The organism is Mangrovicella endophytica, assembly GCF_002893625.1.
Classification (GTDB): Bacteria; Pseudomonadota; Alphaproteobacteria; order Rhizobiales; family Rhizobiaceae; genus Mangrovicella; species Mangrovicella endophytica.
On sequence record NZ_PKMZ01000011.1, the window covers coordinates 52,123 to 67,810 of the forward strand.

Consider the following 15,688-nt stretch of genomic DNA (forward strand, 5'->3'; position numbering starts at 1 on the left):
GCATGAATGCCACCCACGAGACGCCGGACTTCGTCATCACCCGCAGCTTCCAGGCACCACGCCAGCGCGTCTGGGAGGCGTGGACGAAGCCGGAGCTGTTTTCGCGCTGGTTTGGTCCGAAGGGCACGACCACGCATGTGGAGGCCTTCGATTTGCGCCCGGGCGGCATGCTGCACTATGCGATGGTAATGCCGGATGGCAGCCGCATGTGGGGTCGTTCCGTCTATCGCGAGATCGTCGAGCCGTCGCGCCTCGTATGGGTCAACTCCTTCGCCGATGCCCAGGGCGCCATCATCCGCGCACCCTTCTTCGACGGCAAATGGCCGCTGGAGATGCTGACTACGGTCGCCTTCGCCGACGAAGGCACGGCGACACGCGTGACCTTGACCTGGCGGCCGATCGAAGCGTCGGACGAAGAGCGTCGGACCTTTGCCTCCAACACCGCCTCGATGAATGAGGGCTGGAGCGGTAGTTTCGACCGGCTCGACGAGGTCCTGGATTAGACCTGCGGTCCCTGCCGAGCTCTGCCGCCGCCGCGCCGGAGATACTCATCCTCCGGCCGGCGCAGCGATGGGCCGCGACCGTCCATCAGGCCGATATCCCGCAGAAACGCATCCGGCAGATCCCTTGCTTCCGCCATCTTGGCTCGCCGTCGCCTGACCTGGATCGCACGCCAGGAGTCCAGCATCCTCGTTAATGCGTCTGCCATGCGGGCAAAGGCCGGCTGACGGCGCAGCGCGTCTCCTGATGACATGGCGTTTACGGCAAAGCGCCGCCTCCTCGGTCTGTTTCGCGATCACAGACTGCCTGCAGGGGGATTGCGCTTCCAATGCGAAAAGCGGCAGCATGCATCAGGAGGCCTTATGCATCATGGCTCGTGACCTGCCGCCGCTCGCCGCCCTGCGCGCCTTTGAGGCAGCAGCGCGCCATCTCAGTTTCACGCGCGCGGCCGACGAGCTCGGCATGACGCAGTCGGCGGTGAGCTATCAGATCAAGCTCCTGGAAGAGCGTGTCGGTGCTCCCCTCTTCATCCGCCAGACGCGCGCCGTCAGCCTGTCGACCCCGGGCCGGATGCTGGCCTCGGCGGCGACGGAGGCGCTGGACGCCATCGCAGTGGCGTATGCAGCCGCGAAGGGCACGACGGCCGGCATTCTCGCCGTCAGTGCCGTGCCGACCTTCGCCGCGACGTGGCTGGCGCCGCGAATCGGCGCGTTCCAGATGCGCCATCCCGAACTGGCGGTGCGGATCAGCGCCTCGCGCGAGCTGGTGGACTTCGGCAGGCAAGAATTCGACCTGGCGGTGAGGCTGGGACGCGGTCCATGGCCGGGACTGGTACAGCACCGGCTTTTCGACATCACCTTCGCGCCGATGGTCAGTCCGACTCTCCTACGCGCCCATCCGCAGCTGACCGAGCCGGTCGATCTGCTGCGGCTGCCGATCATCGATGCCAGCGATCCATGGTGGCCGTTCTGGTGGAACTCCGCGGGTGTCGCGACGGAGGCGACCTCGGCGGCTGCCGATCGACAACGTTCGACGCTGGGCGACCAGCATCTGGAAGCGCGGGCCTGCATCGCCGGCCACGGCGTCGCGATGCTGACGCCCTCCTTCTACGCGGACGAGGTCGCCGCCGGCCTGCTCGTCCAGCCTTTCGACATCCTGGCCGGCGACGGTCAGAGCTATTGGCTCTGCTACCCGGAGCCTCGCCGCAACCTGCCGAAGATCCGCGCCTTTCGCGACTGGCTGCTGCCGCTCTTCGCGGACGCCGCGCCGGTGCCTTGAGTTTGATCTGCGATGATAGGCTAACCGCCGTCAGGCGAGGCGGCGCATGCTGGTGATCTCGACGCCCTTGGCGGAGTAGCGCGCGACGGTCTCGGCCAGAGGCTCGACCGCCGTCATCATGTGAAAGGCGTTGGCATGCAGCAGCGTCTCGGCATCGCGCATAATGCCGACATGGCCTTTCCAGAAGACAAGGTCACCGCGCGCAAGCGCAGCGTCGTCCGCGAGCGGCGTTCCAAGCATCTGCTCCTGCATGTCGGTGTCGCGCGGCGCCGACTGCCCGCTCATCGTCAGCGCCATCTGAACGAGGCCGGAGCAGTCGATACCCAGCATCGTCTTGCCACCCCATAGATAGGGGACACCGAGAAAGCGCTCCGCGACGGCGACGAAGTCCGGTTCAAAGCTTTTGAGCGGCGCGAGGTGCTGCGCGACCACCGCGCCCGACAAGCCCGCCTGGCCCGCGATGAGCCGATAGGTCGCGTTGCGGTCCTGCGCCTCACCGGTGGCCGTGACACGGGCGCCGAGCGGCAGGCCATCGATCGGCGGAAGCTTGATGTCGGGTCCGGGAAACAGCAGCGTCCGCGGCACCGAGACGACATGAGTCGGCTCCTCACTGCTCGGGCCGAGGGCGGCCTGCGGCATCCAGCCGACATAGCCATCGCCCTCGAGCTGCACCCAGGCCCAGCCCTCCGCCGTGTGTTCGAAGACAAGAGCGGGTTCGCCGAGCAGCGCCTCCGTCTCGAGCGGCGCGTCCGGCATCGGACGTCGGCGCAGCGGCGCGGCCGGCAGCACCACGCGCATGGGCTCGCCATCGACGAAGCGTGCCGCCTCGACGCGGCCCTTGAGGCGGCTGTCGGCAAGATCCTCGCGCACCGCATGGATGCGTCGGTCGAGCGGAGCATTCATCTGAACCACTTCCTTACGGGGCGAGAATGCCGGCCTGTTCGACCATGCGGTCGGCGATGCGCGAGACGTAGAGGCTGCCTTCGACGGTGCGCCGGATGAGGACGTTGCGTCGGTCCTCCGGGTCGCGCCGGCGCTCCACAAGGTGCATGGCGCCCATCGTATCGAGAGCCCTGGTGATCACCGGCTTGGTGACGCCGAGGCGCGCGGCGAGGCCCCGCACCGTATGAGGCGGCGGCTCCAGATAGATCGTCATCAGGATCGCCGTCTGGCGGACAGTGAGATCGGGCGCGGAATCCTGCGCCTGGCGCAGCGCCGTCTGGTGGATCAGGCGCAGCGCCTGCGCCGGCCTCAGCTCCACACCCATTCGCAGCTCATTCCGTACCCGGTCCGATCGTGAGTAGACGCGATGTCACCTCAGCTTTCAAGCGCCGTAGCGGCTCTTCAACACGCTGTAGATGGCGCGGATCCCCTGCGCTTCGCCACCGACCGGGCCGAGATGCGAAGCCTGCGGCCGCCAGCCATAGACGTCGAGATGCGCCCAGCTTGCCGCCTTTTCGACAAAGCCCTTGAGAAACAGCGCCGCGGTGATGGAGCCGGCAAAGCCGTCCGTGGTGACATTGTTGATGTCGGCGATCTTGGAGGCGAGCGCCTTGGCGTAGGGCTGCCACAGCGGCATGCGCCACATCGGATCACGCACGGCGATCGATGCCTCGTTCAGCGCCGCGGCCAGTGCTTCATCGTCGGTATAGACAGGCGCCAGATCCGGTCCGAGCGCGACACGCGCAGCACCGGTCAGCGTCGCCATGTCGATCAGGAGTTGCGGCGCTTCTTCATCGGCGAGGGCCAGTGCGTCGGCGAGGATCAGCCGGCCTTCCGCGTCGGTGTTGCCGATCTCCACCGTCTTGCCCTTGCGGCTCGTCAGGATGTCGCCGGGGCGGAAGGCTGCACCGGAGATGGCGTTCTCCACGGCGGGGATCAGCACGCGCAGCCGCAGCTTCAGCTTCGCCGCCATGATCATGCGGGCGAGGCCGAGCACGTTGGCAGCGCCGCCCATGTCCTTCTTCATCAGCAGCATCGCCGAGGACGGCTTGATGTCGAGGCCGCCCGTGTCGAAGGAGACGCCCTTGCCGACCAGCGTCACCTTGGGCGCGTCCTCCGGTCCGAAGTTCAGTTCGATCAGCCGCGGCGCCACCACGCTGGCGCGGCCAACCGCGTGGATCATCGGGAAGTTCTGCTTCACGAGGTCGTCGCCGACGATGACGGAGACGCTCGCGCCGAACTCGCCGGCCAGCGTGCGAACCGCCGCTTCCAGGGCATCCGGTCCCATGTCATTGGCCGGCGTGTTGATCAGGTCGCGCGCCAGGAAGATGCCGGCGGCGATGCTCGCCACTTCCGCAGGATCGACAGTGGACGGAACACTCAGCCGCACGTGCTTCATCGGCGCCGGCTTGCTGCGGTAGCGATCGAAGCGATAACTGCCGAGCAGGAAGGCAAGCGCGCCGAGATGGGCGTCAGTCGCATCGCCTTCGATGCGCCACGTCCCTTCGGGGAGACCCTTCGTCAGGACGCCCGCCAGCATCGCGGCGCCTGCCCCTGCGCCATCATCACCGAGCCCGAGAATCGCGCCGCTCGCTCCATCGGCCCCGGGCACCAGCAGGATTTCGCCGGCACCCGCCTGGAAGTCGGCCGCGATGCTCCAATCCCGCGCCGCGACCGGCAGCTCGTTCAACTCCGCCTTCGTCGCCGGCCACACCGGGAGAGCCTCCGCCGTGCCGTCATCCCCGTGCGAAAGCAGCATGTCGTCGATCATTGCCGGCCCTTTTCGTGATCCATCATCAGCCTGCCGCCGCAGCGCTGCGTCACAGCTATTAACCAGTCATTAGGGTTAACGAAATATTTTCGGTGCGATGGCGCGCTTCGGTTCGCCGGCATCGTCCACAACACCCCCGCATGGGAGCCACCATGAGCCGCAAGCCTCTCGGGACATCCCGCCGCGTCGCACAGGGCCTCCTCCTCGCTGTCGCGGCCGCGACGCTGCTGACGGCCAGCGGCTGCGCCAACGTCTCCCCGATGACGACCGGCTCGGTGCGCCAGACCAAGGCCCGCTCCCTGGATGGGATGAACGCCACGCAGCTCGACTCCGTGGTGCGCTCCTATGGCGCGGCCTACCAGAAGAACCCCAAGGACAAGGGCGTCGGCCTCACCTACGCCTCGGCGCTGCAGATGACAGGCCGTAACGACCAGTCGCTGGCAGTCATGCAGCAGGTCGCGATCGCCCACCCGAAGGACCGCGACGCACTGGCCGCCTATGGCAAGGCGCTGGCGGCGGCCGGCGATCTCGAAAAGGCTCTCGCCACGGTGCGGCGCGCGCAGACGCCGGACATGCCGGACTGGCGGCTCCTTTCGGCGGAGGGCGCGATCCTCGACCAGCTCGGCCGTGCCGAAGAAGCGCGAACCCTCTACCGCAAGGCTCTCGACATCCAGCCGAACGAGCCGTCGGTGCTGTCCAATCTCGGCATGTCCTATCTCCTCGGCAACGAGCTGAAGCAGGCGGAGACCTATCTGCGCTCCGCGGCGTCCCAGCCGGGCGCTGACAGCCGCGTGCGGCAGAACTTGGCGCTCGTCGTCGGCCTGCAGGGGCGCTTCGACGAAGCCGAGCGGATCGCGTCGGCCGAGCTGTCGCCGCAGGACGCCCAGGCCAATGTCGCCTATCTCCGCCAGATGCTGGCGCAGCAGAACACCTGGTCGATGCTGAAGGACAAGGACAAGAAGTCCTGATCGGCCGCCTACCCGGACGCTCCGGGACCGGGCACGAGGCGTCCAAGAATCGCTCATGGACCGACATAGCGAAGCCCCGCCGACGCAAGCCGGCGGGGCTTCTGTTCTAACCGGGCTGCGCTCTGATCAGTAGGTGCCGCGCCGGTTGTGCGTCTTGCGGACGATGTTCCTCGACGCCCGGTTCTGCATACGCTCGATCCTGCGCCGCTCGTGCGGCGACACATAGCCGTCCCGCGCGGCGCGGCGCTGGGCACGGTCGATGCGATGCTGCTGGCGGACGAGCTTGCGCGTTTCGTGCGGTGTCAGCTTGCCTGTGACGACGCCGCGGACGATGCGATGCTCCTGCCGGTGCTCGCGCGACTCGCTGCGATGCGTCTGCGCAAGCGTCGGGGCCGTACCGGCCAAGATGAGGGCAAGAGCCGCGAGAGCCAACTTCTTCATGCTCGGTTCCTTTCGATGACTGGGACTGTCAGTCTCGCCCAGGAACGTCGAACCAAGCCGAATGATCCGGCTGCCTTATCATTTTACCAACGGGAGCGATCGGAGGCATCCGGCCGGCCTCAGCGGACCTCCATCACCTTGATGGCGGCGGGTCCGATGATGACGGCGAAGAGCACCGGCAGGAAGAAGACGATCATCGGCACGGTGAGCTTCGGCGGCAGCGCGGCCGCCTTCTTCTCCGCCAGGTTCATGCGGATGTCGCGGTTTTCCTGCGACAGCGTCCGCAAAGCCTGGCCCAGCGGCGTGCCATACCGTTCCGCCTGGACCAGCGCCGTGGTAACGGCGCGCACGCTGTCGAGGCCGGTGCGGGCGGCGAGATTGTCATAGGCCACCTTGCGGTCCGGCAGATAGGACAGCTCGGCGCAGACCAGCACCAGTTCCTCGGCCAGCGGCACCGACTGGATGCCGATCTCCTCCGCGACGCGGCGGAACGCAGCCTCGATGGAATTGCCGGACTCCACGCAGATCAGCAAGAGATCGAGCGCGTCAGGCCAGGCGCGGGTGATCGACAGCCGGCGCTTGGTCGCCTTGTTGGAGATGTAGATGTTCGGAAGGTAGAAGCCGAGATAGGCCGCGCCGATGCAGACGAGCAGGCGCATCATGGTCGGCCGCTCTTCGAGCAGTCCAAGGCCGAAGACGTAGCCGAGCGCGACGGAGAATGTCAGGATCGGCAGCACCGCCCGCAGGAACAGGAACAGCGTCAGCGGGCGCGAGCCGCGATAGCCCGCGACGCGCAGATTGGCGATCGTCTTCTCGTCGGCCAGCGCGTTCTTCAGGTTCAGCTGCTCGACGACGAGCGCTGCGATGCCCTTGCTCTCCTTCTGACGGAGGCCCCGTCCGCGCTCCTTGTCGACGGCAAGCCGGGCACGCTCGCGGGCACGAACCTGGTCACGCTCGAGCGCGACGGCCTTCATGCGCCCCTTCAGCTCGTTGCCGGACAGGAGCGGCAGGGCGATGCTGAGAAAGGTGGCGAAGACGGCGACGGCCACGAGCGCGCTGAGGATCAGCGAGCTCGACAGGCCGTAATGCTCCAGGAAGGACTCCATCGTGCAACTCTCCTGCCGACGGCGACACCGCCGGCTGCCGATCCGTTCTAGAAGTCGAAGTTGATCATCTTCTTCATGGTGAAGATGCCGAGCGCCATCCACACCGCCGAGGCGAGGAGAACGATGCGGCCGATATCCGTGGTGAAGAGCACCGCGATGTAGTCGGGCGTCGTCAGATAGACGAGCACCCCCACGATGATCGGCAGCGAGCCGATGATACCGCCGGAGGCCTTTGCCTCCATCGACATCGCCTGGATCTTGCCCTTCATCTTCTTGCGGTCGCGCAGCACACGGCTGAGGTTGCCGAGCGCCTCGGAGAGGTTGCCGCCGGCCTGGCTCTGGATCTGGATGACGATGGCGAAGAAGTTCGTCTCCGACAGCGGGATGTTCTGGTAGAGGCGCTCGACGGCCTCGGCGGTCGAGAGGCCGAGCTGCTGTGCCTCGATCACCTTCTGGAACTCCGAGCGCACGGGCTCGGGCGTCTCGCCAGCGATCATGCGCAGCGTATCGTTCAGCGGCAGGCCCGATTTCACGCCGCGCACGATGAGGTCGACGGCGTTCGGGAACTCGTCGATGAACTTCATCTGGCGGCGCTTGCGCAACCGGTCGACGACGAAGCGCGGCAGGCCGAGGCCACCGATGACCGCAAGGCCAAGGGCAAGGAGGAGCGACAGGCCGAGGACGATCGCGACCAGCAGAAAGACGAAGCCGGTGACGACGCTGAAGATGATGAACTGGCGCACGCTGATCGACAGACCGGCCTGGTCGAGACGGCGCTGCATGGTGGGGCGCGTCGTGTGGCGGTCGCGCTCCTTCTGCTTGGTCTCCAGGTCCTTCAGCGAGGACTGCAGTGTGCGCCGTCGCCGTGCCTGCTCCTGCACGCGGTCGCGGTTCATGCGCTTGGAGGCGCTGTCGGTCTCGGCCTTCTTGTACTGGTTCAGCCGGTTCTCGGCATTGCGCTCCGCAGCGATCCGCGGCTGCAGGATGGCATAGGCAAGCGCCGCCGCAGCGACGCCCGCCAGAACCACGACCATCAGCATGCCGAGCGAGGACGACATCAGCGCAGCGCCCCCTCGCTGATCTCGGCGGCGTCCAGAGCTGCGGCGAGCCGCTGCTCCTCATTGTAGTAGCGCGCGCGCTCCCAGAAGGCCGGGCGCCCGACGCCGGTGGAGCGATGGCGGCCGACGAGGCGCCCTTGCGAGTCCTCGCCGACGATGTCGTAGAGGAAAAGGTCCTGCGTGGTGATCACATCGCCCTCCATCCCCAGCACCTCGGTGATGTGAGTGATGCGGCGCGAGCCGTCGCGCAGGCGCGCCGCCTGGATTATGACATCGACGGAGCCGACGATGATCTCGCGCACGGTGCGCGCCGGCAGCGTGAAGCCGCCCATGGCGATCATGGATTCCATGCGGTTCAGGCACTCGCGGGGCGAGTTCGAGTGGATCGTTCCCATCGAGCCGTCATGGCCGGTGTTCATGGCCTGGAGGAGGTCGAACACCTCCGGGCCGCGCACCTCGCCGACGATGATGCGCTCGGGGCGCATACGCAGGCAGTTCTTGACGAGATCGCGCATGGTGATCTCGCCCTCGCCCTCGATGTTGGGCGGGCGCGTTTCGAGACGGACCACATGCGGCTGCTGGAGCTGCAGCTCGGCGGAGTCCTCGCAGGTGATGATGCGCTCGTCCGTGTCGATGTAGCGCGTCAGGCAGTTCAACAGCGTCGTCTTGCCCGAGCCCGTGCCGCCGGAGATGATGACGTTGCAGCGCACGCGGCCGATGATCTGAAGGATCGTCGCGCCTTCCGGCGAGATGGCGCCGAACTTGACGAGCTGATCGAGCGTCAGCTTGTCCTTCTTGAACTTTCGGATGGTCAGCGCCGCGCCGTCGATCGCCAGTGGCGGGGCGATGACGTTGACGCGGCTGCCGTCGGGCAGGCGCGCGTCGCAGATCGGCGAAGTCTCGTCCACGCGCCGGCCGACCTGGCTGACGATCCGCTGGCAGATATTGAGGAGCTGCTGGTTGTCGCGGAAGCGGATGCTGGTCTCCTGCACCTTGCCGGCGACCTCGATGAAGGTCTGGCGGGCGCCGTTGACCATGATGTCGGCGATGTCGTCGCGCGCGAGCAGCGGCTCCAGCGGGCCATAGCCGAGGACGTCGTTGCAGATGTCGCCGAGGAGATCCTCCTGCTCGGCGATGGTCATCGCGAAATTCTTGATCGCGATGATGTCGTTGACGATGTCGCGGATCTCCTCGCGCGCGCTCTCGGCGTCGAGCTTGGCGAGCTGCGAGAGATCGATGGTGTCGATCAGGGCGGCGAAGACCTGCGTCTTCGTCTCGTAGTAGCTTTCCGGACGGGCGCGGGCCGGTTGCGGCTCGGACGCGGCCGGAACGGGATCGGGCATGCGCATCGACGGCGCGGCCACGGCGGCGCGCGGCGCTGCCTCGGCGCGCGCCGGCGCAGGCGCTGGCGCTGCGGCCACGGGCTGCGCCTGTGGCCGCTCCGGCGTCGGAGCCCGAACCGGTGCCGGGCTGTCGTTTCCGCGTTTTCCGAACATCGTCAGCTCTTCCTGTCAGCCCTGTCGCAGCTGCCGCTCCTACTTGCGCCGGAGCAGGTCTTTCAGGCCCAACAGGCCCGTCTTCTTCGGCCGTTTCGCCTCGCCGCGGCCGGTCAGCACATGGGCGATCTGGCTGAAGGCCTCGGCTGCCGGGTGCTTGGCGTCCGTCTCGGCGATCATCCGGCCGTTGTTGGCGGCGGCGCCGAAGATGGCGGGATCGAAGTCGATCATCGCCAGCGGCTCGAGCTCCAGCGGATCGGTGAATTCCTGCGGCGAGATTTCCGGGCGCTTCGGGATCTGCAGCTGGTTCAACACGAGGCGGGGCGCTCGGTCGTTCGGCCGCAGACGCTTCAGCGTGTCGACGAGGTTCTTGGCGTTGCGCAGATTGGCCAGATCCGGCGTTGCCGTGATGACGATTTCGTCGGCACGCGCGAGCACCTGCCGGGTCCAGTCGTTCCAGACATGCGGCACGTCAAGCGTGACGATCGGCGAGCCGCGCTGGGCCGTCTCGATCAGCGCGCTGAAGGCATCGGCATCGAAATCGTAGGTGCGATCGAGGATCGACGGCGCCGCGAGCAGTGAAAGATGGTCAGCGCATTTCGACAGGAGGCGGTCGAGGAAGACGTCGTCCATGCGGTCGGCGGAGAAGATCGCCTCGGCGATCCCCTGCGCGGGATCCTGGTCGAAGTTGATATTGGCAGTGCCGAAGGGCAGGTCGAGATCGGCCACCACCACATCGCTGGAGAAGAGCTTGGAAATCGCCCAGGAGACGTTATGCGCGATGGTCGACGAGCCGACACCGCCCTTGGCGCCGACGAAGGCGAGCGAGCGACCGAGCGGCTCGGCATCGGGCGCCACGAACAGCGAGGAGATGACGCCCATGATGTCGGCCAGGGCGACGGGAGCGACGAGATATTCCGAGATGCCGTTGCGGATGAGGTCGCGATAGAGCGCGACGTCGTTGTAGTGACCGATCACCACGACCTTGGAGCCGGGGTCGCAGACCTCCGCCAGCGCTTCCAGCTCGGTCATCAGCTCGCCCGGGGCGTAGCGCGACTCCAGGATCACCAGGTTCGGCGTCGGCGCGCTCGCATAATGCTCCGCCGCCGCCCTCACGCCGCCCATATGGACGCGTAAATGCGCCTTGGCCATGCGCCGGTCCTCGCCGGCGCGCTCGATCGGCCGCGCGACGGCTTCCGTCTCGCAGAAGGCCTGGATCGAGATGCGCGGGATCGGCCGCAGCGCGTCCATCTCCGCCGACGGCTCTCCCATGACGGCGTCAGGATCGCCGGAATGCTTGAAACCCGCATCCATGCTCAATCTCCCGCTTACCAGTCGTAGTCGGATTCGGTGGGCGAGCGCTCGGATGGCGTCGCCTCGCCGCGGCGGTACTTGTCCAGCATGTCGGTGCGGCGCTCCGCATCGATCTCGCCGACGCCGCGCGGTCCCAGAAGATCGCGCGGATCGGCGATCTGGGCGGCGAGGTTCTGCTGGCTGGCGCAGCCGAAGTTGAAGTAGTTCTTGTTGTCCGTGGTATCGCCGAGATCCTTCGGCCAGCGTCCGCAGGGCGCCGTCTTCGCCGCCAACGTGACGAAGGCGAGCCGGATCGGCGTCGGCCCGGAAAGGCCGGCTGCGGCATAGGGCTGGATGAGGATGCGATGCTGGGCGACACCGCGGGCGCGCAACGTCTTCAGGACGCTGCCCGACACGAGCTCGGCGGCCGCCTCATTGGTCGAGCCGTGCGGCAGCATGACCCGGATGACCTCGGCGCCGGAGGCACGAAACCGGGCCGCGAAGGCGCGGATGCGGCTGGCATTGGCTTCCGACAGCCGCGTCTCGGACGAGGCAACCGGGATCTCCAGGTCCTCCTCGGCCTCCGACACGGTGATCGGATGGCGGGTGCGGTAGTCGTCCGGGATCGCACCGACCTCGACGTGCTGGACGTTGGCGCAGCCGGCCACGAGCGCGGCCAGGAGCACCGCCCCGGTGGCGGCGGCCTTGCTCGCGCCACGCCTGGTGGCGCGGCGGCCGTCGGAGGGCGCTACGGTGATCGACACGTTCTCTCTCCTGAAGCCGCTCATTTGTAGATGTACCCGACGACGCCGTGGTACCGGCCGGCCGGCAGCTTGGTGTCCATGGCGCCATAGACGCGGTTGATCCGGCCGAGGAAGTTGCCGGCGCCGTCGCTGGTGAAGTTCAGGTTGTCGTCCGGCCGGGCGAGGTCCTGACGGGCAACGGGCCGCACGAGATAGGGCGTGACGATCACGACCAGCTCGGTCTCGTAGCGCTGGAAATCGCGGCTGCGGAACAGCGTGCCGAGGACGGGAAGCTTGGAGAGGCCTGGGTAGCCGGAGATCACCTGCCGCATCTCGTCGCGCACCAGGCCAGCGATGACGAGGGAGCCGCCGGAGGGCAGCTCGACTGTCGTATCGGCCAGGCGCTTGCGGATGCTCACCGCGCCAACGCCGCCGTCCGATCCTCCGGACATGTGGAAGGGGGATTCGAAAGTGGGTTCGGACACGCTGGTCCGGACCTTCAGGCTGATCCGGCCCGGCGAGAGCACGACGGGCGTGAAGTCGAGCCCGATGCCGTACTCAACTTCCTTGGTCTTGTACTCGCGCCTTGGCAGCGTTGCGGGGACCGTCTCGTAGATAGGCTTGCCGGAACCATCGTAGCCTTTGAATTCTGACGTCTCCGCTTTGCCGGGCGAGTAGTCCTGCCCCTGCGAGATCAGGAACTCTCCGCCCACCTTGAAGCTGGCACTCTCGCCGGAAATTGCGGTCAGGCTGGGCTCGGCCAGCGTCCGCATCACGCCAGCCTGGTCAAGTGCGCTCAAGGTGGCGTCGAGATTGCCGTTACCGACGCCGCCGGACGCGCCGAGGAAGCTGGCGGAAGCGGCCTTGCCAAGCGCGAAGGGGTTGTTGATGTTCGATGCGAAATCGATACCGTCGATTGCTGTCGAGACGGCGCCGTTCAGACCCAGCTGCTTGACGATCGAGCGTTGGACCTCGGCGACGGTGACCTTCAGCGTCACCTGGTCTTCGCCCTGGATCTTCAGGAGGTTGACGATCTGGCTTCGCTGGCGCTCCTCGCCGGCCTGCGAAACGTCGCCGCCACCGCCCGAGCCGCTCTGGCCGATGGCGGACTTGATGTACTGGCTCGTCGTCGCCTCGCCGCCGGTGACGTAGATCTGCGCCAGGCGCACGGCCTGCGAGGCATCCTGCGGCGTCTGCACAGTGCCGGTGAGGACGACGTTGTCGTTCAGCATCTCGGCCTGCACTTCGGCGGTCGGGATGTATTTGCGGATCGTCGCCTCGAGGCCGTTGATGTCGCGCTCGATGCGCAGGTCGAGCACGGCGATCTCGCGCCCTTGCGCGTCGAAGATGAAGACGTTGGTCTGACCGATCTGCTTGCCGAAGATGTAAATGCGCCGGGCTGTCCGCGTGACCGCGTCGGCGACCTCCGGGTTGGCGACCAGGATGTCGTGGGCATCGCGCGGCAGATCGATGACCTTGGACTTGTCGAGACCGAGGCTGATCGACTGCTGGGTGCGGGTGACGCGCATCACCGCGTCCTCGGCGAAAGCCGGTGCGGTCGCGATCGGCGCCGCGGCGGTGAGCACGCTGAGGCCGAGGGCCAGAGCGCGGCGGGAGACGGAGAGGCGATGGGCCTTGTTCGCGAACGTGTTCATGGCGCGTCCCGTCACTTCTTGGTGGTGATGTCGGTGGTCTGGCCGTAGCGCACGACGCGGATCTTGCCGTTGCGCCCTTCGCCCTTGGCGAGCAGGAAGGCGGCATAGCCTGGGGAGCCCGGCACGGAGTCGGCGAGCGAGCGCAGCGACAGGACCAGTTTTTCGGCCATCAGCTGCGCCGCGGTGAGCGCTTCGGCCTGCTGGGCATCGACTTCGAGCGTCGCGGTGGAGCCGACCACGACCTTCGCCCCGTTCTGCTCTTCGATGGTCTGATCGATGGCGAGGACGCGCAGGTTCTGCAGCACGGTTTCGGTGTCGAACTGGTCGCCCCCCGAACTGCCGTTCTGATCCGTCCGCCGGCGGGCCATGATGATGTCGACATGGTCGTCCGGCAGGATGAAGCCGCCTGCCGAGGTGTCGGCCGCGATCTGCACGGCGATCGCGCGCTTGCCGGCCGGCAGGATCGCCGACATGAAGCCGTGATCGGCCTTGATCAGCTTCGCCTCGCGCACCGGCTCACCGGCGAAGAAGGACTGGCGTGCGACGGAGCCCTTCAGTTCCTCGATGGCATCCGGTCGCTGGCTGCGCAGGATGAAGGTCGGGCCGGCGCCCTCCTCCGGCCACTTCTGCCAGCCAAGCGCATCGTCGACCGTGGTGCCCATGGCCAGGTCGCGCTCGGTGACGAGAACTTCCGTCAGCTTGATCGGTGGTTCAGCGGGGGTCGCAGTGATGATGACGGGCTCCGTTGGCTCGGGCGCCGACATGTTCATCACGATGAGGGCCGCTCCTCCCGCAGCGAGGAGCGCAACTGCCACGACGGCGAGGCGCGCGATCTTCATCCGTTGAACCCTTCAGCGAGGCCCGCACATGCAGGCCCGGTACAACGGTTATCGGCGCAAACCCTCAATGTATGGTTAACGAAGCCCTATCAATGCGAATGGCATTTAAGAGTTTCGTAGCAGCTGCCGTAACGGCAGACATCAAAGTCCTGCCGATCCTCAAAGGACAGGCTGCAAGGCAAGGTCAAGCCAGGCGCTCGACGTATAGGCAATTAGGCCTGCCGCACCGAGCGCGATCCCGTAGGGGATGCCCGTCTCCCGCTCGAGAAGGTGGTCGACGAAATCGATGCCCGTTGCCGGTACCATGTTGGCGCGCGCCATCAGGAGGCCGAGCGTCAGCATGCCCCCAAGGATGGAGCCGACGAAGAGGTATTCGAGGAGGCTCGCGGTCGGGCCGAGCCACAGAGCGGTCGTTGCGATCAGCTTGGCATCGCCGCCGCCCATCCAGCCAGCCGCAAAGAAGCCGAAGGTGATGGCGAGGCAGAGGATGCCGACGAGAAGATGCAGAGCGATCGTCGGATAGGGCATGCCGGTCACGAGGGCGAGCGCCAGGAAGCTGATCGACAGGACGATCGGGATCCGGTTCGAGATCGTCATGGAGACGAGGTCGGAAAAGGCCGCAAAGGCCATGGAGAACGGGAAGACGACCAGAAGAACGGCAGCTAGCATCGTCTCTCTCCTTCTGTGCCCGGCGTGCTCAGTCGGCTGACATTCGCCGGCTGCGTCGGCGGGCCGATGGCCGGATCGTCTCCAGCCTCGGCCTCACCGGCCACAGGCTTACTTCTTGGTGGTGACGGCGGCGCCGACATCCGTGAAGGTCTGCTTCAGGTTCGTGCCGACCGTGCCGACCACCGTGATGATCGCGGTGCCGATCAGCGCGGCGATCAGCCCATACTCGATGGCCGTCGCGCCGGCCTCATTGCGCAGGAAGTTCGTAAAGGTGGTCTTCATGTGCTCCTCCAGGGGTTCTGTCGTCCCACAGCCCTCGCCGCGGAATACAGTCAGCCTATCAGTGCATTGTTGCGTTCAACTTAAGCGCGATAGTTAATGATCGAACGCCATATCTTTACGATCTTGTTTACACTTCTACCGCCGACACCAGATATTCAACGCCAAACGCGAAGCTTCGGCATGACGCCGCTGCTTCGCGCTCAGTGCTATCTGCCGGGCGTCGTGCGAGGCCGGCAGCGGCATAGTCGCTGCCGCCGGCCGCGACGCGGCTTACTTCTTCGTCGTGACCGCGGCGCCGACGTCCGTGAAGGTCTGCTTCAGGTTCGTGCCGACCGTGCCGACCACGGTAATGATGGCGGTGCCGATCAGCGCAGCGATGAGACCGTACTCGATCGCGGTGGCGCCGGACTCGTTCTTCAGAAAGCGAGCGAAAACGTTGGACATGGGAACTCCTTACAGCCCGTTGTAACAGCACTCCCGTCGACTGTTCCCGTCGATCGGATGCCGCACCCTAGGCCTGCGCAGTTTCGATCCGCTTAAGGAATTCAGTTAACGCTTATCTATACCACCGGCCGGCAAGTTAACATCAGCGAAGTCCAAGTCTATTTGCTAAAATTGTCTGCTTAAAGCTTCATTTACCGAACCG

17 protein-coding genes are annotated in these 15,688 nt (G+C 66.3%); 3 read left to right on the forward strand and 14 right to left on the reverse strand.

Translation table 11 applies throughout. The features are described from left to right. Positions 1-2: 2 nt before the first annotated feature. Both C0R46_RS17885 and C0R46_RS17895 read left to right on the forward strand, forming a co-directional pair. On the forward strand, positions 3-503 hold the full coding sequence (locus tag C0R46_RS17885; protein ID WP_102961029.1) for an SRPBCC family protein: 501 nt from the start codon (positions 3-5) through the stop codon (positions 501-503). 367 nt (positions 504-870) lie between these two features. Then, positions 871-1,779, forward strand: coding sequence for a LysR substrate-binding domain-containing protein (locus tag C0R46_RS17895; RefSeq protein WP_102961031.1), 909 nt, complete (start codon positions 871-873; stop codon positions 1,777-1,779). Between the two features lie 30 nt (positions 1,780-1,809). Here the strand turns inward: C0R46_RS17895 and C0R46_RS17900 are convergent, their stop codons facing one another. From C0R46_RS17900 to C0R46_RS17910, 3 genes are read right to left on the reverse strand one after another with little or no spacing between them, the layout of a single operon-like run. Beyond that, on the reverse strand, positions 1,810-2,682 hold the full coding sequence (locus C0R46_RS17900; RefSeq protein WP_102961032.1) for a C40 family peptidase: 873 nt from the start codon (positions 2,680-2,682) through the stop codon (positions 1,810-1,812). Positions 2,683-2,695: 13 nt separating this feature from the next. After that, complete coding sequence (locus C0R46_RS17905; RefSeq protein WP_102961033.1) at positions 2,696-3,046, reverse strand: MarR family winged helix-turn-helix transcriptional regulator; 351 nt, start codon at positions 3,044-3,046, stop codon at positions 2,696-2,698. 57 nt (positions 3,047-3,103) lie between these two features. Then, complete coding sequence (locus tag C0R46_RS17910; RefSeq protein WP_102961109.1) at positions 3,104-4,480, reverse strand: leucyl aminopeptidase family protein; 1,377 nt, start codon at positions 4,478-4,480, stop codon at positions 3,104-3,106. Positions 4,481-4,644: 164 nt separating this feature from the next. Here C0R46_RS17910 and C0R46_RS17915 point away from each other — a divergent pair, with 164 nt between their 5' ends. After that, positions 4,645-5,460: a tetratricopeptide repeat protein gene (locus C0R46_RS17915; protein ID WP_102961034.1), complete on the forward strand. Its 816-nt coding sequence runs from the start codon at positions 4,645-4,647 to the stop codon at positions 5,458-5,460. Positions 5,461-5,586: 126 nt separating this feature from the next. Here the strand turns inward: C0R46_RS17915 and C0R46_RS17920 are convergent, their stop codons facing one another. The 11 genes from C0R46_RS17920 to C0R46_RS17970 form a co-directional block, all read right to left on the reverse strand. Then, entirely contained in the window at positions 5,587-5,901 is a 315-nt protein-coding gene (locus C0R46_RS17920; RefSeq protein ID WP_102961035.1) for a hypothetical protein, read from the reverse strand. Positions 5,902-6,020: 119 nt separating this feature from the next. Further along, a complete protein-coding gene (locus C0R46_RS17925) occupies positions 6,021-7,007 on the reverse strand; it encodes a type II secretion system F family protein (RefSeq protein WP_102961036.1) in 987 nt (328 codons plus the stop codon). 47 nt (positions 7,008-7,054) lie between these two features. Next, positions 7,055-8,065, reverse strand: coding sequence for a type II secretion system F family protein (locus C0R46_RS17930; protein WP_102961037.1), 1,011 nt, complete (start codon positions 8,063-8,065; stop codon positions 7,055-7,057). Further along, positions 8,065-9,561 carry a TadA family conjugal transfer-associated ATPase gene (locus C0R46_RS17935; protein WP_102961038.1) on the reverse strand — a complete coding sequence of 499 codons (1,497 nt, stop codon included), beginning with the start codon at positions 9,559-9,561 and terminating at the stop codon, positions 8,065-8,067. Before C0R46_RS17935 ends, C0R46_RS17930 begins: the two co-directional genes overlap by 1 nt. Before the next feature lie 39 nt (positions 9,562-9,600). Then, positions 9,601-10,875, reverse strand: coding sequence for a CpaE/TadZ family protein (locus C0R46_RS17940; RefSeq protein ID WP_102961039.1), 1,275 nt, complete (start codon positions 10,873-10,875; stop codon positions 9,601-9,603). Between the two features lie 14 nt (positions 10,876-10,889). Continuing rightward, positions 10,890-11,618, reverse strand: a complete 729-nt coding sequence (locus tag C0R46_RS17945) for a CpaD family pilus assembly protein (RefSeq protein WP_245413660.1) — start codon at positions 11,616-11,618, stop codon at positions 10,890-10,892. A 20-nt stretch (positions 11,619-11,638) separates the two neighbouring features. Then, on the reverse strand, positions 11,639-13,252 hold the full coding sequence (locus C0R46_RS17950) for a type II and III secretion system protein family protein (RefSeq protein WP_102961041.1): 1,614 nt from the start codon (positions 13,250-13,252) through the stop codon (positions 11,639-11,641). Positions 13,253-13,263: 11 nt separating this feature from the next. Next, a complete protein-coding gene (gene cpaB, locus C0R46_RS17955; RefSeq protein WP_102961042.1) occupies positions 13,264-14,091 on the reverse strand; it encodes a Flp pilus assembly protein CpaB in 828 nt (275 codons plus the stop codon). A 159-nt stretch (positions 14,092-14,250) separates the two neighbouring features. Further along, positions 14,251-14,760 carry an A24 family peptidase gene (locus tag C0R46_RS17960; RefSeq protein WP_102961043.1) on the reverse strand — a complete coding sequence of 170 codons (510 nt, stop codon included), beginning with the start codon at positions 14,758-14,760 and terminating at the stop codon, positions 14,251-14,253. 108 nt (positions 14,761-14,868) lie between these two features. Further along, positions 14,869-15,042: a Flp family type IVb pilin gene (locus tag C0R46_RS17965; RefSeq protein WP_102961044.1), complete on the reverse strand. Its 174-nt coding sequence runs from the start codon at positions 15,040-15,042 to the stop codon at positions 14,869-14,871. 270 nt (positions 15,043-15,312) lie between these two features. Then, positions 15,313-15,486, reverse strand: a complete 174-nt coding sequence (locus C0R46_RS17970) for a Flp family type IVb pilin (protein WP_102961045.1) — start codon at positions 15,484-15,486, stop codon at positions 15,313-15,315. Positions 15,487-15,688: the final 202 nt, after the last annotated feature.

Excerpts from the sequence above, each read along its gene's own strand:
- C0R46_RS17905 (WP_102961033.1), bottom strand. The coding sequence starts at position 3,046 with ATGGGTGTGGAGCTGAGGCCGGCGCAGGCGCTGCGCCTGATCCACCAG.
- cpaB (WP_102961042.1), bottom strand. The coding sequence starts at position 14,091 with ATGAAGATCGCGCGCCTCGCCGTCGTGGCAGTTGCGCTCCTCGCTGCG.
- C0R46_RS17895 (WP_102961031.1), top strand. The coding sequence starts at position 871 with ATGGCTCGTGACCTGCCGCCGCTCGCCGCCCTGCGCGCCTTTGAGGCA.
- C0R46_RS17950 (WP_102961041.1), bottom strand. The coding sequence starts at position 13,252 with ATGAACACGTTCGCGAACAAGGCCCATCGCCTCTCCGTCTCCCGCCGC.
- C0R46_RS17925 (WP_102961036.1), bottom strand. The coding sequence starts at position 7,007 with ATGGAGTCCTTCCTGGAGCATTACGGCCTGTCGAGCTCGCTGATCCTC.
- C0R46_RS17930 (WP_102961037.1), bottom strand. The coding sequence starts at position 8,065 with ATGTCGTCCTCGCTCGGCATGCTGATGGTCGTGGTTCTGGCGGGCGTC.
- C0R46_RS17960 (WP_102961043.1), bottom strand. The coding sequence starts at position 14,760 with ATGCTAGCTGCCGTTCTTCTGGTCGTCTTCCCGTTCTCCATGGCCTTT.
- C0R46_RS17910 (WP_102961109.1), bottom strand. The coding sequence starts at position 4,480 with ATGCTGCTTTCGCACGGGGATGACGGCACGGCGGAGGCTCTCCCGGTG.
- C0R46_RS17940 (WP_102961039.1), bottom strand. The coding sequence starts at position 10,875 with ATGGATGCGGGTTTCAAGCATTCCGGCGATCCTGACGCCGTCATGGGA.
- C0R46_RS17920 (WP_102961035.1), bottom strand. The coding sequence starts at position 5,901 with ATGAAGAAGTTGGCTCTCGCGGCTCTTGCCCTCATCTTGGCCGGTACG.
- C0R46_RS17965 (WP_102961044.1), bottom strand. The coding sequence starts at position 15,042 with ATGAAGACCACCTTTACGAACTTCCTGCGCAATGAGGCCGGCGCGACG.
- C0R46_RS17900 (WP_102961032.1), bottom strand. The coding sequence starts at position 2,682 with ATGAATGCTCCGCTCGACCGACGCATCCATGCGGTGCGCGAGGATCTT.
- C0R46_RS17885 (WP_102961029.1), top strand. The coding sequence starts at position 3 with ATGAATGCCACCCACGAGACGCCGGACTTCGTCATCACCCGCAGCTTC.
- C0R46_RS17970 (WP_102961045.1), bottom strand. The coding sequence starts at position 15,486 with ATGTCCAACGTTTTCGCTCGCTTTCTGAAGAACGAGTCCGGCGCCACC.
- C0R46_RS17935 (WP_102961038.1), bottom strand. The coding sequence starts at position 9,561 with ATGTTCGGAAAACGCGGAAACGACAGCCCGGCACCGGTTCGGGCTCCG.
- C0R46_RS17915 (WP_102961034.1), top strand. The coding sequence starts at position 4,645 with ATGAGCCGCAAGCCTCTCGGGACATCCCGCCGCGTCGCACAGGGCCTC.